Raw genomic sequence first — 24,363 nt, forward strand, 5'->3', positions numbered from 1 at the left:
TATATCTTTTGAAGATATGAGGGCTTTTTCTATTTTGTGCAATAATTAGACATCAGCCTATAAAAAATGTCTTAATAAAAAATTAATTTAATATTTAAAATTTTATAATAATATGTTATAATTAAATTGGGGAGGGGTAGTATATGAAAATTTGTATGGTTTTTGTATTATGTGGGTTGATTTATGGTGTATTTGTAGCGATTCTCTTCTGCCAGATAAGTAATAAAAAGAGAAGTATTGCATCTTTTGGAATTGGTTGTATAGTAAGTGCATTTTTGGCTATATACGAAGTTTTTACAGATGAACTTGCTATAAATAAATCAGATGTATTCATTTGGTTCGTATTATTTTTTATTATTGGGTTTATACTGTGTTTTGGAATATACATATATTGTTTGAATATACAGGAAGATAGAAAGTATAAAGTAAAACCTATCGATATTCTTATGAACAACTACAATATATTAGAAGCACAGTACAAAGATATGGAATCAGAGATAGAGAGCAGAAATAAGCTTAAGATAAAAGAGCTATTAGAGAAAGAAGCGGAGATTCAATTAGCTAAACAGGAATTAAGTACTTTAGATAGAAAGATAAGAAACCAAATTAATCAAGGGATTTATATAAATATAGATAAACAAATTCCTATAACACAATACTTTATCGACAGACTTCCTGAATATGTAGAGAATGTTGCTAATTATACTATTGAATTATATGAAAAAACAAATATGTTCATAAAAAATTATTATAATCATAAAAACAATAAAGACCAATTTGTACAAGGTTTTATATATGCAGTAGCTGTAATTACATGTAAAGTATTATTTGATACCAATAAAGATGTAAATGTCTGCATCAAATATTTTACGAAAGAATTCAATAACAAAGTATCTACTGATGTTAGTAAAACTGATAATATATATAAAGTAACAGGAGATAAAGCAGTATTTGCCAAAGGTGATGAAAATATTAGTGCCAATTCTGGTAATTTCGAAGATATTATGGTTATAGAATTCAATAAAGTGCATATAATTAAAATGGAGATAATGATTAGGAATAATTCCAAATATAAAGAGTTCACATGCTTCTTAAAGTATTGTAAAATTGACCAAATCATACAATTCTTCCTACTAGAGTTTATTAATGCATGTGATATTATAAATATAAGGGAGGCTAATAATGGCTAAGATTAACACAGTAGAGGCATTTATTAAGGCTTCAAAAATAATAAGCGAGACAAATGACCCTGTTATACTACAAAGAATAAATAATATCTTATATCGTTCATTGAAACATAATGATGTATCCGATAATGCAGATTATATTTATTTGACTAGAGAAGAAAAGAAAATATTCAGTACTAGGTAAAGCTATTATGCAATAATTATTATTACTAAAAAGTTATAACTAGCTAACATAATTTACTATATATGTAAAAATATAGATTAAATCCTTCTATTTTTATAGGTAATTAGTACTATTTGGTTAATTGCTTGACATATTTTTCTAATAATTGTGTATAATTAATATATAATAATATATAAATGATAAGTACAGAGAAAGAAATAATTGGGATGGGTGTGGTCGTGATGTATGTAAATGACTTCGAAGTTAAAACTTTGGTTGAACTTACAGAACATTTTATTGACTTCTTGGACGTGCTATATAAAAAAGGAACCATAACAGAAAATCAATTTTTAGAAATGACCGAAAAGAAAATTGAATTTATTAATAAGATGAAGAATAATAATATTTCCTTAAAAGCATAGTCGTAATATACGACTATTTTTTTGTATAAAATAATGGTAATATAAATACAAGAAAATGTTTAAAAATATTATTATTGCATGATATAATGTTTATCGTTAAAATATGCTAAGTAATTAATATAACAAGGAGATTAATTTTATGAATGAATTAAATAGAATGAAAGAATTGGTTCAGCTGTTAAATAAAGCAGGCGAAGAATATTATCAAAAGAATAATGAGATCATGAGTAATTATGAGTATGACAATCTATATGATGAATTGATTGAACTAGAAAAAGAGACAGGAATAACAATGAGTGATAGTCCTACTAATAAGGTTGGATATACTCTTTTAAGCTCCTTGCCAAAAGAAAAGCATAAAACGAGAATGTTATCCCTAGACAAGACAAAGGAAATATCAACATTGAAAGAATGGATAGGCGATAAAAAGGGGATGCTGTCATGGAAATTAGATGGTTTAACAATAGTCTTGACATATAACGAAGGTAAGCTGGTTAAAGCAGTTACAAGAGGAAATGGAGAGGTTGGAGAAGTAATTACTAATAATGCTAAAGTTTTTAAAAACATTCCTCTCAATATTTCATATAAAGATGAATTAATCATTAGAGGAGAAGCAGTAATCAAGTATTCTGATTTCAAAATCATTAATGAACGTATTGTTGATAAAGATAAATATAAGAATCCTAGAAATCTATGTAGTGGTACTGTAAGACAGCTTAATAATGAAATTACAGCTAAGAGAAATGTGCATTTTTTTGCTTTTACTTTAGTTCAAGCGGATAATGTTGATTTTAGTGATTCAAAAATCAATCAGTTAGAATGGTTACAATCGCTTGGTTTTGATACTGTAGAGTACAGTATAGTATATAAGGATAATATTGAGGATGAAATCAAAAATTTTGAAGATAAAATACAGCACAATGATTTTGGTTCAGATGGTTTGGTACTAACTTTTGACTCAATTTCTTATTCTAGGAGTTTAGGACAAACAGCAAAATTCCCTAGACATTCAATAGCATTCAAGTGGAGTGATGAAGTAAAAGATACTAAGCTATTATATATAGAATGGAGTGCTTCTAGAACTGGAGCTATTAATCCTATTGCAGTCTTTGAACCTATAGAACTTGAGGGAACCACTGTGAAAAGGGCGAGTCTTCATAATCTAAGTATATTAGAGCAGCTGGAATTGATTAAAGGTGATACTATTGAAGTGTACAAAGCCAATATGATTATACCTCAAGTTGCTAATAATCTATCCAAAGAAAATACTGATAATCAAATATCAAGAAAAATTTTGATCCCTAGCAAATGTCCAGTCTGCGGTGGTGAAGTTGAAGTAAAACAAGTTAATGATGTCAAAGTTCTATATTGTATAAATGAGGAGTGTCAAGCCAAGAAAATAAAATCATTTACACATTTTGTTGGTAGAGATGCTATGAATATAGAAGGGTTATCTGAATCTACAATACAAAAGTTCATTGATAAAGGTTTTATAAAAACTTTTGCAGATATCTACAGGATTGAAAAATATAAAGATGAAATAATAGCTTTGGAAGGATTTGGCGAGAAGTCTTATATTAATCTCATCAAATCCATAGAAAAAAGTAAAGAGGTATTACTTCCTAATTTCATTTATGCACTAGGAATAATTAATGTAGGATTAAGTAATGCAAAATTAATCTGTAAACATTATGATTATGATCTTGATAAAATATTATCAGCATCAGAAGAAGAGTTAACACTTATTGAAGGGTACGGAAGTATTATTGCCAAGTCTTTTGTCAGGTATTTCAGTGATGAAAAAAATATGGAAGTAATTAATGACTTGCTTGATTATGTTATCATTCAGAAAATAGAAAGTACCAATAATAACATTTTGGAAGGAAAGACTTTTGTTATTACTGGAAGTTTAACTATATATGCAAATAGAAAAGAATTAAAAGAATTGATTGAGAGCTTAGGTGGTAAAGTCACAGGAAGCGTAACTGGTAACACAGATTATCTAATCAATAATAACGTGGAATCGTCATCTTCAAAGAATAAAAAAGCAAAAGAGTTGGGTGTACCAATTATAGATGAAGAAACTTTTCAATCTCTATTATAAAACTCAAAGAGTAATAAAGTATTGTGTTAAAGCATGCCTTATGGTAGAATGTTATTTAAGAAATTTGTGACAATTCATAGTTATAAATTCTTGTATGCCATATGTAGGTTTAATCAAACCTGTACATATGGTTTATAAGAATTTTTACTTATATAGATAAATCCAAAAAGGGAGGAATTAATGTGAAGATTACAAAAGAACAAGTTGAACATGTTGCTAATCTTGCCCGTTTAAATCTTACGGAAGAAGAAAAAGAACAGATGACTACAGATATGGAAGTTATTATTGAATTTGCAAACAGGATTAATGAGATAAATATAGATAATATAAATCCTACAGCTCATATTATACCTATTAATAATGTATTTAGAGAAGATACAGTTAATCCTTCTTTTTCTAGAGATGAATTATTAAGTAATGCACCAAATAAGGAAAATGGATGTTTCAGTGTTCCAAGAATCGTTGAGTAAACCAAATAGCAGGGAGGCAAGACAATGGATTTAATTAAAATGACAGCCCATGAACTTAAAGATAAATTAGAATCAAAGGAAATAAGTAGTGTAGATATCACTAAATCCTATATAGATAGAATTGATAAAGTTGAAAGTAGTGTAAATGCTTATATTACATTAACTACAACACAGGCTTTAGCTAAGGCAGAAGAGATTGATGACAAAAGAGCTAAAGGTGAGACTTTAGGTTCACTGGCAGGAATTCCTATAGGAATTAAAGATAATATGTGTACCAAGGGTATAAAGACAACTTGTGCATCTAAGATGCTTGAGGATTTTGTACCTCCTTATAATGCAACTGTTATAGAGAAGTTAAATAATGAAGGTGCAGTATTATTAGGAAAACTTAACATGGACGAATTTGCTATGGGTTCATCTAATGAAAATTCATATTTTCATAAGACTATGAATCCTTGGGACTTATCTAGGGTTCCTGGAGGTAGTTCAGGTGGTTCTGCAGCTGCTGTTGCAGCTAATGAAGCCGTATTTACTCTAGGTTCTGATACAGGGGGTTCCATTAGACAACCAGCTCATTACTGTGGAGTAGTAGGAATGAAACCTACTTATGGAACAGTATCACGTTATGGTTTAGTCGCATTCGCTTCATCACTTGATCAAATAGGACCTTTGACAAAAGATGTTGAAGATATGGCTCTTGTACTAAACGCAATTACAGGATATGATAAATTAGATTCAAGTTCTTATAATAAAAAATACGAAGATTTTGGAGAAAATCTTAAAAAAGATATAAAAGGTAAAAAGGTTGCACTTCCAAAAGAGTATTTTTCTGATGGAATCCAACCTGAAATAAAAGAAAAGGTTATTAAAGTTGCTAAGAAATTAGAAGAATTAGGTGCAATTGTTGAAGAAGTAAGTATGAACATGACTGATTTGGCTTTGCCAGCATACTATTTAATATCTTCAGCTGAAGCATCCTCCAACTTAGCTAGATATGATGGGGTAAAATATGGATATAGAGCTAAGAACTATGATAATCTAGTGGATTTGTACAAGCAGACTAGAGATGAAGGTTTTGGAAAAGAAGTTAAAAGGCGAATTATGCTTGGAACATATGCATTAAGTTCAGGGTATTATGATGCTTATTATAAAAAAGCTCAACAAGTAAGAACATTGATTAAAAATGAATTTGATAAGGTATTTGAAAAATACGATATAATATTAACACCTACAGGACCATCTACAGCATTTAAAATAGGTGAAAAAATAAATAATCCTATAGAAATGTATATGAATGATATATGTACAGTACCTATTAATATTGCTGGAGTACCAGCATTATCAATAAATTGTGGATTTGATAGTAACAATATGCCAATAGGTGTACAATTTATTTCAAAAGCATTTAATGAAAGTACTATATTGCAGATGGCATATGCTTATGAACAAAATAGAGATTTACCTAATATAAAACCGCAGATTTAAATTATAGGATAAGCTATAAATAATAGATTCTAAACAGAGGTGAAGAGATTGAGCTATTCAGATTACGAAGTGGTTATTGGATTAGAAGTACATTCTGAGCTAAAAACGAAAACAAAAATATTTTGCAGCTGTACAACAGAATTCGGAGGGGAACCAAATACTCATTGTTGCCCTATTTGTACAGGTATGCCAGGTACATTACCAAAACTAAACGAAAAAGTTGTTGAGTATGCTATAAGAGCAGGATTAGCAATGGATTGTAATATTAATGAATTCAGTAAACAAGATAGAAAAAATTATTTTTATCCAGACCTTCCTAAGGCTTACCAAGTATCACAATATGACCTTCCGTTATGTTATGAAGGTGAGATAGAAATAGAAGTAAATGGAGAAATGAAGAAAATCCGAATTAATAGGATACATATAGAAGAAGATGCTGGTAAATTGATTCATGAATCCGGTGAAGGCTCTATAGTTGATTACAATAGATGTGGAGTTCCTCTAATTGAAATTGTTACTGAACCTGATTTCAGGTCTTCAGAAGATGTTAGAGTTTTCTTGGAGAAGTTAAGGACAATCCTTCTATATGCAGATGTATCTGATTGTAAAATGAATGAAGGTTCCCTAAGATGTGATATAAACTTATCTATTAGAAAAAAAGGTGATACCGAATTAGGTACACGTACTGAAATGAAAAACATGAACTCCTTCAATTATGCAGTTAAGGCTATTCAGTATGAAGCAAAACGACAAATAAAAGTTATAGAAAGCGGCGATAAAGTCATTCAAGAAACAAGAAGATGGGATGAATCAAAAGGTATAACAGTATCTATGAGAAGTAAGGAAGAAGCTCATGATTATCGTTATTTCCCAGAACCTGACCTTATGCCTATAATAACATCAAAAGAAAGAATCGAAGAAATTAGAAATTCATTACCTGAAATGCCTGATAGCAGAGTTAGAAGGTATGTAGAGGAATATAAAATAACAGACTACGATGCCAGATTAATTGCTGCTTCCAGAAATATGGCTGATTATTTTGAAAAAGCAGTAATAGATGTTAAAAATAAAAAAGCAGTAGCAAATTGGATTATAACTGAAATCTATAGTAGATTAGATGAAGAACAAAAGGAACAGGCAAAAATACCTTTTGAACCTGCTGTTCTAACAGAACTTGTTAATCTAATTGAAGATGGTACAATTAGTAATAGTATAGGTAAAAAAGTTTTTGCTGAGTGTTGGGAAACTGGAAAACGTCCTGGTGAAATTGTTGAAGCAAAAGGACTTAAGCAAATTAGTGACGACAGTCAGTTACAAAGCTTAGTAAAAGAAGTTATAGAGGCTAATCCAAAAGCTGTTAATGATTATTTGAGTGGAAAACAAGCTGCAATAGGAGCGTTAGTTGGTCAAATGATGAAAGCCACTAAGGGGAAAGCTAATCCTAAAATGGTTAATGAATTATTAAGAGAGGCAATTGGTAAGTTAAATAATTAATCAAAACTTAAAAGGTGCTGTTTCATAATTACAAACAGTACCTTTTCTAATGTTTTAAGGTTAAGTACTTATAGAAGATTCTTCATTAATATCTTCTTTTTTCGAGATGTAATAAGGACAGTCAATATTGACGTTTTTATTATTACTTATGTTGTTAAGAGTTACAGAGACAGATAAATTGCATTTTCCTTCTTTTTGATAAATGCAGTCGTGTGTGCAATTAATATCCATATGATAAATGCACCTCCTGTTATGGTATTTTATCCATAATTACTGAAAATAAACCAAAATTTACAGTTAAATTTTTGTAAAAATTATAAAAGGTGATAAATATGTTAATATTTGGATGGGGATATAAAACAATTAAGAAATACGGGATTATTGGTAAAAGCAAATGTAATATTTGTAAATTAGTAACAAACTGGCAATTGGTTAAAGTAACTACTTGGTTTACATTATTTTTTATACCTATTATTCCTGTTAATGTAAAAAGAATGATTATATGTACTAATTGTAAAGGGGGACATATAGTTGATAAGCAAACTTTTGATAAATTATTTAATATCATAAAATCTAATAAAGGTAATATTAATCTACAAGAGATGCAATATTACAATAAAACAGAAACACAAAAAAATTATTTAAAAGAGATGGAAGAGTTTAGAAGAAGCAAAGATATTAAAGATAAACAAAATATTGATAAAAAACTTACTGAAAAAGATATAATAGATGGAACTAGCACACCTAACACAAGGCATTCACTTAGAAAACAATTTGAAGAAATGGGATTACATAAAGGTATGAGTGTAATTATACATTCTTCAATGAGTAATATTGGGTGGATAAGTGGCGGATCAGTAGCTGTGGTTCAAGCTTTAATGGATGTTATTACTGATGAAGGGACTATTATTATGCCAGCACATACTACTGATTATTCAGATCCAGCAGATTGGGAAAATCCACCAGTACCAAAAGATTGGATTTCTATAATAAAAGAGAATATGCCTGCTTTTGACAAAAATATTACGCCAACTAATAAAATGGGGCGTATAGCAGAAACTTTTAGGACTTATCCAGGAGTATTACGTAGTAATCACCCACATGTTTCTTTTATTGCTTGGGGAAAGAATGCAGAAGACATTACTAGGAATCACTCATTGGACTATAGCCTAGGATGTAATTCACCTCTAAAAAAAATATACGATCTAGATGGAATGGTTTTATTATTGGGTGTAGGTTATGAAAATAATACTTCCTTTCACCTAGCTGAATATATGATTAGTAAGAAAAAAGAAGAAAATCTGGGAGCACCTATACTTTTAGAGGGCAAAAGAAAATGGGTTGAGTATAAAGATATAGAACTTAATGTAGATGATTTTGATAAGATAGGAACAGAATATGAAGAAATTAAAGAAGTCATCAAACATAAGATAGGTCAAGCTGAGTCTCGATTGTTTAGTCAAAAACAAGCAGTAGATTTTGCTAAAGAATGGATGGAAAAAAATAGATAATAATTAAGGAGTTATGTAGAATGAAATATATTAAGATGTCGATATTTCTTATGACACTTATTGTGACCACAGGTTGTTCAAAAGAAGTAATTAAGATTGAAGAAGATGTTTACAAGAAATCACAACAAATTCTTCCTGATGATACGTATAAAATGACTGATATAAATGAAGATATCTCTCTTGTATATGGTGAAAGTAAAACTATCTACATAAAAGAGGATAATGAATATATAGAAGTAAGTAAGACACTCTGTTCATATCCTAAAATCGCACCTAATGAATCAGCAATAGTCTTTGTTACAGGTGAACCGGACTATCCAGGTGAATTATATTTATATGACTTGAAAAATCATGAAAAGACAATGCTGCTAGGAAATGATGAAGGTAGTAATACGCCAAAAGATGTAGAATGGTTAGACAATAAAAGATTATTGGTAATTAGAGGGTTTGGACATGGAACAGTAAGGTTAGGTGGGGAAATATGTATTTATAACATTGAGACCAAAGAGGTTACCCCTTTATTAGTACCTGATGAGTTATCCGAATATAGATCTATCAATAAGAAGGATGATACTTTTGAAGTTGAACATGCTACATGGGAAGATGAAACACTCGATAAAACTAATTCAAAAATCATAATATATAAAATCTCAGAAATTGAAAAATTAGCTGATAAGTGATAAGAATATAATTATAAAACTTAATAAAAATAATTAATATACATATAATAATGTTAATAGTATGGAATAAATTAACTAGAATTTTTTGCAGAGAGGTAGATATCGATGAAAAAATTTATTATGTTACTATTAATACTTAGTACTATGTTTATATGTATAGGATGCAACGGTAATAAAGTAGATAATGATACTTACAATAGAACTAAAGATGTATTTCTAGAAGAAATATATCCAAGACTATAAAATCAGTTAAACTAAAATAAAAATATAGTTGGTTTTCTAAGCCTGAAACTCTTAAGAGTAAGGTAAGTAAAACCAACTATATTTCTTTATATTAATGTAACTTTTTCATCGCTAGGGTTTACGTACATAGAATAGTTAGTATGATAAATAACATAACCAGGTACTGAGCCAGCTGGTTTTTTAATATGCTTTCTCAATGTATAATCAACAGCCACTTTAGTTGAATTATTAGCCTTGCTATAATAAGCGGCTAGGGCAGCTGCTTCTTCATATGCTGTATCACTTAATTCTCTGCCATTGGTTTTCACAATAACATGTGAACCAGGAACTTCTTTTGTATGAAACCACCAATCATTAGCAGTGGCGGTTTTCATGGTCAATTCATCATTTTGTAAGTTGTTTTTACCAACATAGATGTCAAAACCATCAGAAGACTTATAATGGAAAGGCTTGGATTTTTGCAATGCTTTTTTATTCTTGTTTTTTCTGAATCTAAGATAACCGTATTCCATTAATTCTGTACGTATCAATTGCAGATCTTCTTCTGCCTCAACAAAATTCAAAGAATTTTGTATAGATTCAAGATGGCTAATTTCACTTTTGGTATCTATTATCTGTTCAGTCAACGCATGAAAAGTTCTTTTAAGCTTATTATATCGATTATAATATTTTGCAGCATTCTCAGAAGGTGACAAATTAGGTTTTAGACTAATAGTGGTCTCTTCGTTAGTGTAATAATTGAATGTTTTTAGCTCTTTATCTCCTTCTTTTATTGCATATATGTTAGCTGTAATTAATTCTCCTTTAATCTTATATTTATCTCTTGATTCTGTATCTTTTATCTGTTTTAACTGTAAATCTAATTTTTTATAACATCTCTCAAGATTTGTTGCTATTATTTTCTTAATATCACTGGATTTTTGGCTTATCCTGGAGGTATTAGAACTTTTGGCATAATAACTATCCAGTACATGAGAAATTGACTCATATTTTATAGATTCATAACCTCCTACATAACTACTTAACTCAATTGACGAAAATTCTTTATATGTTCCTTCTTCATCAGTAATTATATTAGGTGTATAATCACCCTCTTCTATTAATTTCATCAATGATTCAAAATTGGTATATATATTAGTAAAATCAGTATCAGTCAATTCACTGGTTGGTGTAGAACTATTAATTCCAGCCCTGTAGCATATTTCCTCTGAAATCACAGGACTTATGCCATTAAAAGTAAAATAGAGTGCTTTGTGAATAATAGTGTTCTTATCATTTAGTATAGCAATAAAATCATCCAAAGTAATATTATTCAAAGGGTTTATTTTATTCTTAGCTGGAGGATAAGTATATATTCTATTAGGCAATACTTCTCTCACAGAACTAACATTAAGGGATACATGTTTTATACTATCTACTATTCTATTATTTTCTTCACAGAAGATTATATTACTATGCCTACCCATTATTTCAATAATTAGCTTTTTGATGCACAGGTCACCTAATTCGTTAAGGTGTTCTAAATGAATTTCTACTATTCTTTCAAAATTAGGTTGAATAACATTAAGAATCTTACCACCAATAATATGTTTTCTTAATAACATACAAAAATTAGGGGGATTTAATGGATTCTTTTTCGGTACTTCTGTCAGGTGAATACGTGGCATATTAGCTAAAGCTGATAATAATAATTTATATGAATTTTTATTATTTCTTATTGATATAATTAATTCGTCATTTTCAGGTTGATAAATCTTATCAATTCTACCACCGGTTATTAATTGATTAAGTTCATAAACAATATTGGAAATTACAATTCCATCTAGTGCCATATATCAATCATTCCTTTCTAAGTATTCTTGCTAAGTAATTATAATCACAAGTATAACACTAAGTAAATTAAAAAGGAAGTAATAGCTTAAATATATGGTATAAATAGCTATTTTTGAATGATTCATTGGGCAAGTATAAATATGCTCATTACTATTTATACATATAACAGAATATTGCGACTAATAAATTACTTAAATTATTTCATTCGTTTTTATTATTATAGCTTGCAAAGTACATCGTTTTATATTACAATAGTATACAAGTATAAATTTTATTGCGGTTGTAATTTACGGGGATTGATGGCTCTGATAATAATTTGTATGATTGTATACAATCTATAAAAGTCTAAAATAAACAAGATATATTTGGTCATTTCTACTGGAAGAAAAACCAATTACTTCTGTAAATCTGATTTGCTTTATTAATATTTATAAATACGGAATTATAATAATACAAGGAGTTGATAGCTTGAGTAATAAAGAGATATATAGGAGAATATTGAAGTTCGCTAATTTAGCTGAAAACAATAACAAAATTGATTTTGAACTGTATGACAAATTCGGAGTAAAAAGAGGTTTAAGAAATAAGAATGGAACAGGTGTTTTAGCTGGTCTAACAGAAATTGGAGATGTAATTGGTTATAGATTAGAAGATGGTGAAAAAATTCCTACAGAAGGTCATTTGCTTTATAGAGGTATTGATGTTAAAAATATAGTTGATGGATTTCAGTCAGAAGAAAGATTCGGGTTTGAAGAAGTATGTTATCTTTTACTATTTGGTTCACTTCCTACTAGTAGTGAACTTAAGGAGTTCAATGAAATATTAGGAGAGAGCAGAGAAATTCCAGAAGGTTTTACTGAAGATATGATATTAAAAGCTCCAAGCCCTAATATTATGAACAAATTAGCTAGAAGTGTTTTAGCAACTTATTCTTATGATGATAATCCAGATGATACAAGTATAGAGAATATGTTAAAACAATGTATAGAATTAATAGCTAGATTTCCAATATTTGTTGCTTATGCATTCCAAGCAAAATCTCATTATTATGATAACAATAGTCTTTATATTCATAACACTACAAGAAATTTAAGTACCGCAGAAAATTTTTTACATATGTTACGTGTAGATAATAAATTTACCAAATCAGAAGCTGAATTACTTGATCTATGTCTTGTACTACACGCTGAGCATGGTGGTGGTAATAACTCAGCCTTTACAGCAAGAGTAGTTTCATCTTCAGGTACAGATACTTATTCTGCTATAGCAGCTGCAATAGGATCATTAAAAGGACCTAAACATGGTGGTGCTAACAATAAAGTTAGACAGATGATGGATGATATCAAGGCTCATATAAAAGACTGGGAAGATAAAAAAGAAATAGAAAATTATCTTACTAAAATATTAAAAAAAGAAGCAAACGATGGATCTGGACTCATCTATGGTATGGGTCATGCAATCTATACATTATCCGACCCAAGAGCTGTCATGCTTAAGAAAAAAGCTCATCAATTAGCTGTTGAGAAAGATATGATGAAAGAATATAACCTATACCAATCTATTGAAAATCTAGCACCAGAAGTTTTTGCGAAAGTAAAAGGATCTTCAAAAGAGATATGTGCAAATGTAGACTTCTATTCAGGATTTGTTTATAATATGCTTCAAATTCCACCTGAATTATTTACTCCTATATTTGCTATTGCAAGAATTGGAGGATGGTGTGCACATAGAATAGAAGAATTCTATGGAGCTAACAGGATAATAAGACCTGCATATAAGAATATTACGGAACCTAGAGATTATAAAAACATAAATAATAGGTAATTAATATAATCTAATGAAATAATTATTAGTCATGCTAATTATTAGAAAAGTGTTTTGCTGGTCAAAACACTTTTTCTTACTTATATGAGAGTAAATTAATTCTAATAGAATCCAAAATATAATAATAAAAATAGTCCTTGACAAAACTCTTATCTTTTAATATACTTTTAGAAAATAAAGGCAATGAAGAGAAGAGTAATTAAATTAGAAGCTTACAGAGAGTTCCCTTGTGCTGAGATGGAATAGTGGATATTTAATGAACCAAGACTCTGAGCTGCATACGGATCTTATTAGTTGTTAGGATAGTAATAAGTGATGCTATGACGTTTGTTCACGTTACAGAACTAAAGTATAATAAGTACTTGATGAGATTAGTATGGTGACATATTAATGAATTAGGGTGGTACCGCGAATAAATCGCCCCTACGAATATTTGTAGGAGGTGTTTTTTTATGAGCTTTTTTCCATGAAATTAACTTGGAATAATCCTAAATAATAAGTATGAATACAATAAAAATTATTAGAAGGAGTTTGCTTATGAAAGACAATAGAAGACAAAGACCAAGACCAGAATTTCCTAAAAAAGCTGTTGTTACAGCAGGAATGCCTTATGGTAATAAAGAATTGCATTTTGGACATGTAGGAGGAGTATTTGTTCACGCTGATACTTATGCAAGATTTTTAAGAGATAGAATAGGTAAAGAAAATGTTATATTTGTATCAGGAACAGATTGTTACGGTTCTCCAATATTAGCTAGTTATAGACAACTTGTAGATGAAAATAAATTTGAAGGAACTATAGAAGATTATGTAAGACAAAATCATAACAAACAAAATGAAGTTTTAGAAAAGTATGAGATGAGTCTTAATTTATATGGAGCTTCTGGTTTGGACAAACCTGGAGAATTCCACAAAGAAGTTTCAGAAGAGATATTTAATAAATTATACGAAAATGGTTATTTAACCAAGTTATCCACACCACAATTCTATGATCCTGAACATAAAGTATTATTGAATGGTAGACAGGTAGTAGGTAAATGCCCTATAGAAGGATGTAATTCTGACAAAGCATATGCAGATGAATGTTCAATGGGTCATATGTACATGCCTAATGAATTAATAGATCCTAAAAGCATTCTATCAGGTAAAACACCAGAACTTAGAGATGTGACTAACTGGTATTTCAAATTAGATGAATATAATGATGTCTTGAAAGACAGAATCAAGAATCTAAAAGAGAATTCTAATTCTCGTAAATATCTATTGAATACTATTGAAGAATTCTTGAAGCCACCAATTATATATGTTAAGAGGAAACAGCTAGAAGATGATTTAGCTGATATACAAAACAAATTACCTAAGCATACAATAATTGATGAACCTAAAAAGCCTTCAATAACTTTTATATTTGAGAATTTGGAAGATAGAGATACAGCTAGAGATGTATTTGACAAGCTTGGAATAAGATTCAGAACTGGAAAAACATTAGTTCCTTTTAGATTATCAGGTAATATTGATTGGGGAATTAAAGTGCCTGAAAAAGAAGATTTAGAAAATTTGACATTCTGGGTATGGCCAGAATCATTATGGGCACCAATTTCTTTTACTAAGACTTATTTAGATTCAATTGGTGAAAATCCAGAGAATTGGAAGGATTGGTGGCAATCAAAAGATTCAAAAGTATATCAATTCATCGGTGAAGATAATATTTATTTTTACGGTATTGCTGAAATGGGTATGTTCTTAGCATTACTTGGCATTAATAAAGATAGTTCATTAGATTGGGAAAACATTAATCTACCTCATCTAATACCTAATAATCATGTGTTATTCATGGATAAAAAAGCAAGTAGTAGTAGTGATATCAAACCACCTATGGCAGAGGAATTATTAGACTATTATACGGCAGAGCAATTAAGAATGCATTTCTTAAGCCTTGGTTTAGCTAAGAAGAGTGTAAGTTTCACACCTCAGGTATTTATGAAAGAAGAAGACAGACAAGGACCGGATACTGTTTTAAAAGATGGTAACTTACTTACTAATGTATTCAATAGACTTATTAGATCTTGTTTCTATACATCTCAAAAGTATTTTGATTCCAAAATCCCTATGGGAGAAGTAGATGAAAAAATATTGGAGGAATCTAAAGAGGCAATACTGAATTATGAAAGACATATGTATAATCATGATTTTCATAGGATTGTCTACGTACTTGACAGCTATATAAGAAAAATGAACAAGTACTGGGTTAATAATATGAAGAAAGCTGAAGCTGATGAAGATAATGAACTTAGAGAAAAAGTTTTAATAACAGCTTTTCATGGTGTGCGTACCGCTATTACATTGATACACCCAATTGCTCCAGACAGTTGTAAAATGGTAAGGGAATATCTTAATGTTAATGAAAACATCTGGAATTGGGATTATATATTTGATAACATATATTCCTTTATTGAAGATTATGATAACCATAAGATTAAATATCTAGAACCTAGAATAGACTTTTTTGAAAAACATGAAAGTCAATATAAATAATTAGTGCATACCTATTGCAGAATAAAGAAAGTACAACTAGATCTTTATTCTGCAATATTTTTATTTACAGCTAGTTAAAAAAAGGGTATTGACACAACTAAAAAAAAGGAGTAATATTATTCCATAATAAGTTCTGCCAATGATGGCAGAAAGGCAAGGTTTTTTTATTTTATATCTAATGCCAACGATGGCAGAAATAAAATTGTTTTTTGTCATGAAACTGCCATCGTTGGCAAAAGTGACATATTAGTGTATAATTATAGACAGGAGGTGCGTATAACAATAGCTGCATGTAAGTGATTGACTTATCTAGAAGATGTACTACAAATTATATTAAGGAGAAATTAAAAATGAAAAGAAAAATAATAAGTGTGCTTTTAATAATGTGTTTAGTTGTTATATCAGCAGGATGCAAGGCTGAGAAAAATGATGAAAAAAAAGAGGTAACTTTAAACTATTATTCTCATGTTGATGAAAATGGAACACTTACCAATATTATAAATAGATTTCACGAAGAAAATCCTAATATCAAGGTTAATGTTGTTGAATTACCAGCGGATACTAATAAAAAGTTACAGATGATTAGTACAGCATTACAGGCAGAAGATGATTCATTGGATATGTTTGATGCAGATGTGACATGGCCTCCAATTTTTGCTTCAGCTGGCTGGGTAACAGATTTAACTGACGAATTGACACAAGATGAAAAAGATAAATATCTACCTGGTGCAATAAATGCAAATATATATAAGGATAAATTATGGGGACTACCTTACAGAATTGATGCAGGTATGCTTTATTACAGAAAAGACTTATTGGAAAAATATAATAAGCCTGTTCCAGAAACTTGGGAAGAGTTAGTTGAAACAGCTACATATATAATGGAAAAAGAACCAGAAATGAAAGGTTTAGCAGGGTCATGGAAACAATATGAAGGTTTGACATGTAATTTAATGGAATATGTTTGGAGTTATGGTGGGGATGTTTTCGACGAAAACGGAAAAGTGATCTACAATTCCCCTGAAACTGTTAAAGCTACAAAGATGATGGTTGATATGATTAATACTTCAAAAATCACTCCAGAAGGAATTATCAACTTTGGTAGCGGTGATGCTAGAGCTCCATTTTTTGCTGGAAAATTAATTTTTCTAAGAGACTGGCCAAGTGGATGGAACAAATCACAAGATGCAGATAAATCACAAGTAGTTGGAAAAGTTGGGATAGCACAATTACCAAAAGCAGATAAAGATGGTAACAGTTATTCTACTCTTGGTGGATGGCAGATCATGGTATCAAAATTTTCAAAGAACCAAGAAGAGGCAATAAAATTTGCTAAATTCATGGCTGGTGAAGAAGCTGAGAAAATGGAAGCTCTTGGACTAAGTCATTTACCATCTATCAAGTCATTATATGAGGATAAAGAGATTCTTGAAAAAATGCCTTTTGTTGAGAATATGTTACCAGTATTCATGAATGCTAATCCAAGACCAAAATCACCATATTATTCAGAAATATCCAATGTACTTCAATTACAGACACAATTGGCTTTTGTAGGCGAGAAAACAGCTGAGGATGCAGTTAAAGATGCTGATAATGAAATTAAGAAGATTATCGGACAATAGTAAATTGAGTAGAATTTAGTGACATGAAAGTATAGGTTAGAGAGAACGTTGGATAGAATATTTTCTATCGACGTTCTAATCTTTATGAAATAAAAAACCCACTTGTAATAAACACATACAATATGTGATGGAAGTACAGAAATATTAATATTACTAGAATGAATAAAAATTAGGAGTGACCGAATATGCAAAAACAGAAGGCTAAAATGGGTTATATATTCATAATACCTTCAATTGTATTAGTATTGGTTTTTATAGTATATCCTGTTATTAATACAATTAACATGAGTCTTTATGATCTTCGTATTCAGACTTTAGCAGAGGGCAAGAAGTTTGTTGGGTTTGATAACTATATCAAATTATTCAGTGATAAGACTTTTATAGAGAGTTTGAAATTTACATTGATTTTTACAGTTATTGCTGTAACCTTGGAAACTTTGATAGGTATGATTTTTGCCTTAATCATGAATAAAGCAATTCCAGGACAAGGTATAATTAGAACTGCTGTACTAGTGCCTTGGGCTATACCTACTATAGTTTCAGGTTTGATGTGGCAGTTCATGTATAGTGATCAATATGGAATCATCAATCTTATACTAAGTAAACTTCATCTTATTCAAGATTATATACCTTGGCTTATTGAGAAAAATACAGCCATAATAGCAGTTATTATTGCGGATGTATGGAAAACTACACCTTACATGTCACTGCTTATTCTATCAGGTCTTCAAACAGTTCCTGAAAGTCTATATGAAGCAGCTTCACTTGATGGAGCTAACAAGGTACAGAGATTTTTTAGAATTACACTGCCAATAATTAAACCAGTTGTTGTTGTAGCTATATTATTTAGAGTGCTTGCTACATTCCGTATATATGATTTGGTAGTGGCACTAACAAGTGGTGGACCAGCTGACGGAACTCAAAGTTTATCTCTATATACAATCAAGACTTATTTCAATTTTGGTAATCTTGGATATGGTGCAACATTAGCCGTAGTAACCTTTATAATTTCCCTATTGATAAGCTTTTTGTTTATGGATGCGTTGAAGACCAAGATGGAGAAGGTGTAATGATGAAAAAAAATACTAAATCAATAAAACTAAAAAAATATATTAAAGGAGTTTTGTTTGCCTTATTTTTCATATTTTTTGTTGGTGGAATCATATTCCCATTTATATGGCAATTTTTAAATTCGTTTAAGAATCAGAAAGATCTATTCAGCATTCCTCCCACATTTTGGCCATCAGAATGGACATTGCAGAATTACATAGATGTCTTTGAAAGACAACCTTTTTTGCTATATTTGAAAAACAGTACAGTTATTTCATTGGTAAGTACAGCACTGTCAGTGTCAATAGGATGCTTAGCAAGCTATGCTGTTTCAAGAACTGATATAAAAGGGAAAAAGGTATTCATGTTAGTGCTGCTGAGCATAACTTTACTACCACCAATAACAATTATTAATCCTATATATAAAATGATGAAGAATCTTAGATTGCTTAACACATATTGGGGATTGGCATTAGCTATCACAACCACACAATTGCCAATGGCAGTATGGTTCTTATCAACATTTTTTAAATCAGTACCTAATACTTTAGAAGAAAGTGCAATGATTGATGGAGCATCTATTTTTAAATGTTTTTATAAAATTATCATGCCTCTTGTTGCACCGGGATTATTTACTGTAAGCATACTTGTATTCATAACTGCATGGAATCAATATCTGTTTGCACAAGTATTGAATCCATTAAAGATTAGACGTACGGTTACAGTAGGAATCACTCTTTATCAAACGGATTATACTGTTCCTTGGGGAACCATGTGTGCAGCTTCTATTGTAATAACAGTTCCACTGATAATTGTTGTTCTATTACTCCAAAGAAAAATAATATCAGGTATACTTGATGGAGGAGTAAAAGAATGATGATTTATAAACAAAATTATGTTGCAGGAGCCTATAAGAGGAAATTAACAAAAGGCTATTTTCAATATTTAAGGTACAATTATGGTTCTGTCAAAATAGATAAGGCAAAAGGTAATGAAGTAATAATTGATTATGCTTTGGATATGGCATATAGTAAAAACAAAGTGGATGAATACCGTTACCAACATTATTATAATAAGCTGAAAGATTATTTTATGGATTTTACTCTTTTGGAAGATTATACAGATGAAGAGATATATGGTGATATACATAATATTAGACAAGAAATATTTGATAAAGATATGAAAGATATTTATGGTAGCTATAGTCTTAATGAAGAGTATATTTCAACTAATAAATTAGTAAATTTGAATTTTGATGATGCCATTATGAATTTAATTTATAGCGGTATACCCAACAAAATAAGATACAATACTAGTGTAATCAATCAGTTGGAACTGTTGAAAACTAAGATGATTATTGCAGAAGAACTTATATTTTTAGCAGGTAACAATAGACAATTATTAAGTCTTTTGCAGTTAATCGTCAACAATGAGTTATTAGAGTTTAGAGATAAAAAAATAGTTATCTATGTTAAAAAAAGTAGTATTCATGATGAAGCAACCATTGATGATTATAATCATATTATGGGTAATCAATCTATGATAGGATCTAATGACTCAATTAAAAAGAATACACAAATAAAAATATATGACAATACTTCTGTAGGAATGGATTTCAGTAAACTGGAGAAAGAAGATGCCATATTATTTGGTAAAGCCTCCAGCAATAAAACACTTGTTATAGGTCTAGGTGAGAAACATATATTTTCATTGAAAAATGTTTCTTTTGATTACTTTATATTGTCTACTGTTCAAAATGTAGTAGTTTCAAGATATACTAACATTTATAGAAACGGTAGCAGTAATATTCCATATATAATAGGTTATGTCATAAAAGAGTTTGATTGTGATTATGACTTTACCGGTAATGAAAGAATAACTATGAGCTTATTTCATTTTAATTATTTACTTAATGAATATGGCATAAATAGATGTAGAGAGTTATTTAAGTGGGGTGAGGATATTAATAACTTGCTGCCCATTAAATATATGAATTTTTATTCAACAAGTATGAAGAGGGATGATTTTCCTGAGTTTCTAATAGATAAACAGCAAAGTGAAGTAGATTATAAAGTTGCAGAAAGAGAAATCTTATATGAATTTATCAATAATCATTTTAACGGCAAATATATCTCATGTTATTATAATGCAGATAGTATAGAAAAGACAACAGATGATGTTTACAATCATGAACACAATAAAAATGTACTTGTAACAGGATTGTTATTTGATGATAACGTTTCATTAAAACCTGTAGAAGCAGAAAAATTAAATAAAAGTTTGATTTCACCTAGGGAGTATTTTAAGAATGATATAGAAGTAGATATAAGATATTGTTGTAATTTTTTATATTTTGCCACTGATAACATTGTTGAAGCTTATAATTTTACAAGAAAAGAACTTCCAAATGAAAAGATTAATGTAGGTAAGATTTTCCTTGGATACAAGTATGTAAATGAAGATACTAACAGAGAAGAATTTTTTCCATTATATAATAAAGCATTTATAGGTTGTACCAAGTCCGGCCAAGTAATTTTCGGTAGAAGAAATTTACAAGGTGGTAAGATAATAATCAACAATGAAGAAATTACATGGGATAGAGATAATGTAAATAGTGACAATGGAAATGTCAATATAATTACACCATATATTGATAACCAGAATTTTAGCCAGAATAACGAAGATTATAGAAATTTTTCCTATTTATATGGTAAAAAGAGGTTAAATATTGTTATAATAAATAATAAAATAGTTTGTGTAAGATATGGAGAAGTATCTATACCTAGTATAGGAGTTGTTCTGTCAGTTGCGGGTGATTATATAAAAAGGTTAGTTGATGCACTTGGATTGACTGGTATTAATGATGATTATTATAAAATTACTAAACCTTATAAATTGAATGTATATCTTGAAAAGCCTGAGGATATGACCCAAGGGCAATGGGATGATATTAGTTGGGTTTATGGTGGAGCTACACTGCTAGTTGAAAATGGTAAGAATTTGGTTTCTAATAAAGAAGCGCAAACTGAATCATTCAAAAGGGAAGGATGGTTTCATCCTCTTTCAATGCAGACCCAAGAGACTCAAGTACAAGATTGGGTTAGAGGTCCTAGAACAGTTGTGGGTCTAACTAGAACTAATAAATTTTTTGTGTTTGTTTTTTCTGGAAGAACAAAAGAAAGTTGTGGAGCTAATTTTAATGAAATAATCAGTATTCTAGAAAAAGAAGTAGGAGCAGTTGATTGGGTAATGAATCTAGACGGAGGAGCTTCTAGCTGTCTAAGTATGATTTATAAGAATCAACTACTTGAACTAAGTTATCCATGTACATCAGATCTTTCGTCAGCAGGAATGATCAGACCAATAAATTCTATGTTAATCATGAAATAGAATAATTTTTTCCAATAGAAAGAAGGGAAGAAATGGGAAAAAACAATTTAACCATTAAGGATATAGCTAAGAGGACGGGTTTTTCTGTTAGAACTGTATCAAGAGTTATCAACAACGGACAATACGTAAAAGAGGAAACAAGAAAAATTATTAATGATGTCATCAAAGAAACTGGTTTTGAAACAAATATATATGCAAAGAGTCTTAGAAAGAAGACAGCAAAGAATATTATACTTGTTATTGAGAAACAACAAGACCTATATCCAGGACAATGGTATTCAAATATGTTCCAGAACATTATTAATCAAGCTTCTGCTTATGAATATAATGTTTTCATGTTTCAATTCAATATGGATGATGAAGAAGAAAATAAAAAGAATATACATCTTCTAAAATCAGGTTTTGTTGATGGTGCTATAATCCTTAATATTCAAAAAGATGATAATAAGATAAGATTATTTCAGGAATTAGGTATTCCCTATGTAACTATAGGAAAGAATTATAACTATCCTGAAAATCCATTTGTTGAAATTGATAACTATAAAGCATCATATCTTGTTACAGAATATCTTATTAGAAGTGGTTGTAAATCCATCCTTTTTTTCCTTGGTAGTAATAGGTATATTTCTAATGAGGAAAGAAGAGGAGGATTCTATACAGCTGTTCTGGATAATAAATTACAAAAGCAGGATTTTATTATATATGAAGGAATCAAGTCATATAAAGAAGCATATACAGCTTGTAATCAAATAATTGAAGAGGGTCAATTGCCAGATGCAATATTTGTGTCTGGAGATGAAAAAGCTTTTGGTGTACTAAAATCTCTTAACGAAAAGGGGATATCCATTCCAGAAGATATACAGGTTGTTGGATTTGATAACATACCCATTTCAGAATACACTGTTCCATCTTTGACAACAGTTGAACAGAATGCCAAGGATATTTCCTATAAGGCAATAGAGATATTGATAGGTATGATAAATGAAGAAGATAATTATAATGGTGAAACAAAAATTATATTTGACCCCAAAATAATATATCGCCATACTACTAGAAAAATTGAGGAATAACCTCATATAGCATACATTTTTACAGGAAAGGAATTAATGAAATATGAATTTTGCTATGGTAATCAATGTTTACATTGATACTGATAAAAATAAGATAAATGTATTCGATCATCCAACAGATCTAGAGAGTTTTGAAGACGATAACACATTGGTAAATACAATAAGAAGTGTTAATGAATTGAAAGTAGATGATGAAGATAATCTTAAAATATATATATTTGCAATAGGAACTAATGAAGATACAACGAAAGATAGTATCATTAGAGATAAAGTAGCAGGAGTCATGAATACTTGTAGATTCCCTAATTCAATATATACTAATACAGATATCAATAATTATAGAAAAAATACTAAAAATGAATTTTTCTCTGTTAAAGGATATCCTGAAATAAGGACATTAGGATTCATGATTCCTTATTTGTTGGATGAAGATATAATTATTCAGATTGATGATGATGAATTATTGAGAAAAGATTATATGGTTTATATAAAAGAAGTATTGAATAATAATGAGGACAAGTATATCTTTACTGCACCTTATGAAAAAAATGGCACCATAAGAATAAAAACAGAAGATAAATTAAGAAGCTGGAAAAAATTTTCCTCTATGGATAATGATATTATAAGACTTACCAAAGATGATAATATAAAAGAAACTTTATTTGGTTTCGGTGGAAACATGATAATCAGAAAAGAGTTCGCAGGAAAAATGTTTTATCCAGAGGATGTCCCAAGAGGTGAAGATTTCTCATTATTATTAGCTAGCAGATTGATATATGCTAATGGTAATGAAAAAGCTGATATACATAAGGAAGATGAAATGTTCAAAGCATATTTTCTAACAGACGAGGCAGTAACAATAATTCATGAACCTCCAGTAGAAGCAAAAGCAGATTTCTTATTCTACCTAGAGAAGAATTTGAAGAGATTTATCATGGAATGGAATATGTTCACTAATCAAAAAGCCATCAATAGGGAACAGTTAAAGGACTTATCAGATTATATGAGTGAAATGATTGGATATGATGACATGGCTGAAAAGGTTAATGAAATTATAAACGAAGTAAATGCTCTCAATGAATTTAACTTGGAAGACGTAGAAAAACTACGAAACAGATTATTAGACTATATCAATCACTACAAGGAATTTGACAGATTTACATTGTTTAAAGCTAGGCAGCATTATTATATAAATTCTATAAATCAATTGAAAAAGAATAAAGAGTTCGTCAACAAATTATTAAATAATTGATTGTAATAAAACAGGCTTTTTTCAATAA

20 protein-coding genes and 1 other annotated feature are annotated in these 24,363 nt (G+C 29.7%); of the genes, 18 read left to right on the forward strand and 2 right to left on the reverse strand.

Going from position 1 to position 24,363, the window contains the following annotated elements; translation table 11 throughout:
* The first annotated feature begins 143 nt into the window (after nt 1-143).
* From AACQ14_RS02690 to gatB, 7 genes are all read left to right on the forward strand, one after another.
* On the forward strand, nt 144-1,190 hold the full coding sequence (locus AACQ14_RS02690) for a hypothetical protein (RefSeq protein ID WP_339362021.1): 1,047 nt from the start codon (nt 144-146) through the stop codon (nt 1,188-1,190).
* Nucleotides 1,183-1,371: a hypothetical protein gene (locus AACQ14_RS02695; protein ID WP_113674720.1), complete on the forward strand. Its 189-nt coding sequence runs from the start codon at nt 1,183-1,185 to the stop codon at nt 1,369-1,371. Before AACQ14_RS02690 ends, AACQ14_RS02695 begins: the two co-directional genes overlap by 8 nt.
* Nucleotides 1,372-1,547: 176 nt before the next feature.
* Nucleotides 1,548-1,772 (forward strand): hypothetical protein, encoded by a 225-nt coding sequence (locus AACQ14_RS02700; protein WP_153064124.1) that lies wholly within the window; start codon nt 1,548-1,550, stop codon nt 1,770-1,772.
* 139 nt (nt 1,773-1,911) lie between these two features.
* The gene (gene ligA / locus AACQ14_RS02705) at nt 1,912-3,876 is read left to right on the forward strand and encodes an NAD-dependent DNA ligase LigA (RefSeq protein ID WP_339362023.1); all 1,965 of its coding nucleotides are present in this window, start codon (nt 1,912-1,914) and stop codon (nt 3,874-3,876) included.
* 182 nt (nt 3,877-4,058) lie between these two features.
* On the forward strand, nt 4,059-4,346 hold the full coding sequence (gene gatC / locus AACQ14_RS02710) for an Asp-tRNA(Asn)/Glu-tRNA(Gln) amidotransferase subunit GatC (protein WP_113674723.1): 288 nt from the start codon (nt 4,059-4,061) through the stop codon (nt 4,344-4,346).
* Between the two features lie 24 nt (nt 4,347-4,370).
* The gene (gene gatA / locus AACQ14_RS02715) at nt 4,371-5,831 is read left to right on the forward strand and encodes an Asp-tRNA(Asn)/Glu-tRNA(Gln) amidotransferase subunit GatA (RefSeq protein ID WP_339362024.1); all 1,461 of its coding nucleotides are present in this window, start codon (nt 4,371-4,373) and stop codon (nt 5,829-5,831) included.
* A 48-nt stretch (nt 5,832-5,879) separates the two neighbouring features.
* The gene (gene gatB / locus AACQ14_RS02720; RefSeq protein ID WP_339362025.1) at nt 5,880-7,325 is read left to right on the forward strand and encodes an Asp-tRNA(Asn)/Glu-tRNA(Gln) amidotransferase subunit GatB; all 1,446 of its coding nucleotides are present in this window, start codon (nt 5,880-5,882) and stop codon (nt 7,323-7,325) included.
* A gap of 60 nt (nt 7,326-7,385) precedes the next feature.
* On the opposite strand, the gene AACQ14_RS02725 is transcribed toward gatB, so the two are convergent.
* Nucleotides 7,386-7,556 (reverse strand): hypothetical protein, encoded by a 171-nt coding sequence (locus AACQ14_RS02725; protein WP_339362026.1) that lies wholly within the window; start codon nt 7,554-7,556, stop codon nt 7,386-7,388.
* A gap of 101 nt (nt 7,557-7,657) precedes the next feature.
* On the opposite strand from AACQ14_RS02725, the gene AACQ14_RS02730 reads away from it, so the two are divergent.
* The 3 genes from AACQ14_RS02730 to AACQ14_RS02740 all read left to right on the forward strand — a co-directional run bounded on the left by AACQ14_RS02730 (nt 7,658) and on the right by AACQ14_RS02740 (nt 9,759).
* Nucleotides 7,658-8,836, forward strand: a complete 1,179-nt coding sequence (locus tag AACQ14_RS02730; protein ID WP_339362027.1) for an AAC(3) family N-acetyltransferase — start codon at nt 7,658-7,660, stop codon at nt 8,834-8,836.
* A 20-nt stretch (nt 8,837-8,856) separates the two neighbouring features.
* Entirely contained in the window at nt 8,857-9,516 is a 660-nt protein-coding gene (locus tag AACQ14_RS02735; protein ID WP_339362028.1) for a DUF4652 domain-containing protein, read from the forward strand.
* A gap of 105 nt (nt 9,517-9,621) precedes the next feature.
* On the forward strand, nt 9,622-9,759 hold the full coding sequence (locus tag AACQ14_RS02740; protein WP_339362029.1) for a hypothetical protein: 138 nt from the start codon (nt 9,622-9,624) through the stop codon (nt 9,757-9,759).
* 86 nt (nt 9,760-9,845) lie between these two features.
* On the opposite strand, the gene AACQ14_RS02745 is transcribed toward AACQ14_RS02740, so the two are convergent.
* Nucleotides 9,846-11,591, reverse strand: a complete 1,746-nt coding sequence (locus AACQ14_RS02745) for an Rqc2 family fibronectin-binding protein (RefSeq protein WP_339362030.1) — start codon at nt 11,589-11,591, stop codon at nt 9,846-9,848.
* Nucleotides 11,592-12,060: 469 nt separating this feature from the next.
* Here AACQ14_RS02745 and AACQ14_RS02750 point away from each other — a divergent pair, with 469 nt between their 5' ends.
* From AACQ14_RS02750 to AACQ14_RS02785, 8 genes are all read left to right on the forward strand, one after another.
* Entirely contained in the window at nt 12,061-13,416 is a 1,356-nt protein-coding gene (locus tag AACQ14_RS02750; RefSeq protein ID WP_339362031.1) for a citrate/2-methylcitrate synthase, read from the forward strand.
* Nucleotides 13,417-13,590: 174 nt separating this feature from the next.
* Nucleotides 13,591-13,844: a binding site (T-box leader), on the forward strand.
* Nucleotides 13,845-13,953: 109 nt separating this feature from the next.
* Nucleotides 13,954-15,951, forward strand: a complete 1,998-nt coding sequence (locus AACQ14_RS02755; protein WP_339362032.1) for a methionine--tRNA ligase — start codon at nt 13,954-13,956, stop codon at nt 15,949-15,951.
* A 350-nt stretch (nt 15,952-16,301) separates the two neighbouring features.
* Nucleotides 16,302-17,573 carry an ABC transporter substrate-binding protein gene (locus AACQ14_RS02760; RefSeq protein WP_339362033.1) on the forward strand — a complete coding sequence of 424 codons (1,272 nt, stop codon included), beginning with the start codon at nt 16,302-16,304 and terminating at the stop codon, nt 17,571-17,573.
* A 185-nt stretch (nt 17,574-17,758) separates the two neighbouring features.
* Nucleotides 17,759-18,643 (forward strand): carbohydrate ABC transporter permease, encoded by an 885-nt coding sequence (locus tag AACQ14_RS02765; protein ID WP_339362034.1) that lies wholly within the window; start codon nt 17,759-17,761, stop codon nt 18,641-18,643.
* 2 nt (nt 18,644-18,645) lie between these two features.
* A complete protein-coding gene (locus AACQ14_RS02770) occupies nt 18,646-19,500 on the forward strand; it encodes a carbohydrate ABC transporter permease (RefSeq protein ID WP_113675666.1) in 855 nt (284 codons plus the stop codon).
* Nucleotides 19,497-22,013: a phosphodiester glycosidase family protein gene (locus AACQ14_RS02775; RefSeq protein WP_339362036.1), complete on the forward strand. Its 2,517-nt coding sequence runs from the start codon at nt 19,497-19,499 to the stop codon at nt 22,011-22,013. The genes AACQ14_RS02770 and AACQ14_RS02775 overlap by 4 nt, the downstream gene beginning before the upstream one ends.
* A gap of 32 nt (nt 22,014-22,045) precedes the next feature.
* A complete protein-coding gene (locus tag AACQ14_RS02780; protein ID WP_339362037.1) occupies nt 22,046-23,083 on the forward strand; it encodes a LacI family DNA-binding transcriptional regulator in 1,038 nt (345 codons plus the stop codon).
* Between the two features lie 43 nt (nt 23,084-23,126).
* Entirely contained in the window at nt 23,127-24,335 is a 1,209-nt protein-coding gene (locus AACQ14_RS02785) for a hypothetical protein (RefSeq protein ID WP_339362038.1), read from the forward strand.
* Nucleotides 24,336-24,363 lie beyond the last annotated feature (28 nt).

Origin of the sequence: Vallitalea maricola (assembly GCF_036985595.1) — a bacterium.
Classification (GTDB): domain Bacteria; phylum Bacillota; class Clostridia; order Lachnospirales; family Vallitaleaceae; genus Vallitalea; species Vallitalea maricola.

Bases quoted from the DNA above. Each gene is read 5' to 3' on its own strand.
- AACQ14_RS02690 (WP_339362021.1), top strand. From the start codon at position 144: ATGAAAATTTGTATGGTTTTTGTATTATGTGGGTTGATTTATGGTGTA.
- AACQ14_RS02695 (WP_113674720.1), top strand. From the start codon at position 1,183: ATGGCTAAGATTAACACAGTAGAGGCATTTATTAAGGCTTCAAAAATA.
- AACQ14_RS02700 (WP_153064124.1), top strand. From the start codon at position 1,548: ATGATAAGTACAGAGAAAGAAATAATTGGGATGGGTGTGGTCGTGATG.
- ligA (WP_339362023.1), top strand. From the start codon at position 1,912: ATGAATGAATTAAATAGAATGAAAGAATTGGTTCAGCTGTTAAATAAA.
- gatA (WP_339362024.1), top strand. From the start codon at position 4,371: ATGGATTTAATTAAAATGACAGCCCATGAACTTAAAGATAAATTAGAA.
- AACQ14_RS02725 (WP_339362026.1), bottom strand. From the start codon at position 7,556: ATGGATATTAATTGCACACACGACTGCATTTATCAAAAAGAAGGAAAA.
- AACQ14_RS02730 (WP_339362027.1), top strand. From the start codon at position 7,658: ATGTTAATATTTGGATGGGGATATAAAACAATTAAGAAATACGGGATT.
- AACQ14_RS02735 (WP_339362028.1), top strand. From the start codon at position 8,857: ATGAAATATATTAAGATGTCGATATTTCTTATGACACTTATTGTGACC.
- AACQ14_RS02740 (WP_339362029.1), top strand. From the start codon at position 9,622: ATGAAAAAATTTATTATGTTACTATTAATACTTAGTACTATGTTTATA.
- AACQ14_RS02745 (WP_339362030.1), bottom strand. From the start codon at position 11,591: ATGGCACTAGATGGAATTGTAATTTCCAATATTGTTTATGAACTTAAT.
- AACQ14_RS02755 (WP_339362032.1), top strand. From the start codon at position 13,954: ATGAAAGACAATAGAAGACAAAGACCAAGACCAGAATTTCCTAAAAAA.
- AACQ14_RS02760 (WP_339362033.1), top strand. From the start codon at position 16,302: ATGAAAAGAAAAATAATAAGTGTGCTTTTAATAATGTGTTTAGTTGTT.
- AACQ14_RS02765 (WP_339362034.1), top strand. From the start codon at position 17,759: ATGCAAAAACAGAAGGCTAAAATGGGTTATATATTCATAATACCTTCA.
- AACQ14_RS02770 (WP_113675666.1), top strand. From the start codon at position 18,646: ATGAAAAAAAATACTAAATCAATAAAACTAAAAAAATATATTAAAGGA.
- AACQ14_RS02775 (WP_339362036.1), top strand. From the start codon at position 19,497: ATGATGATTTATAAACAAAATTATGTTGCAGGAGCCTATAAGAGGAAA.
- AACQ14_RS02780 (WP_339362037.1), top strand. From the start codon at position 22,046: ATGGGAAAAAACAATTTAACCATTAAGGATATAGCTAAGAGGACGGGT.
- AACQ14_RS02785 (WP_339362038.1), top strand. From the start codon at position 23,127: ATGAATTTTGCTATGGTAATCAATGTTTACATTGATACTGATAAAAAT.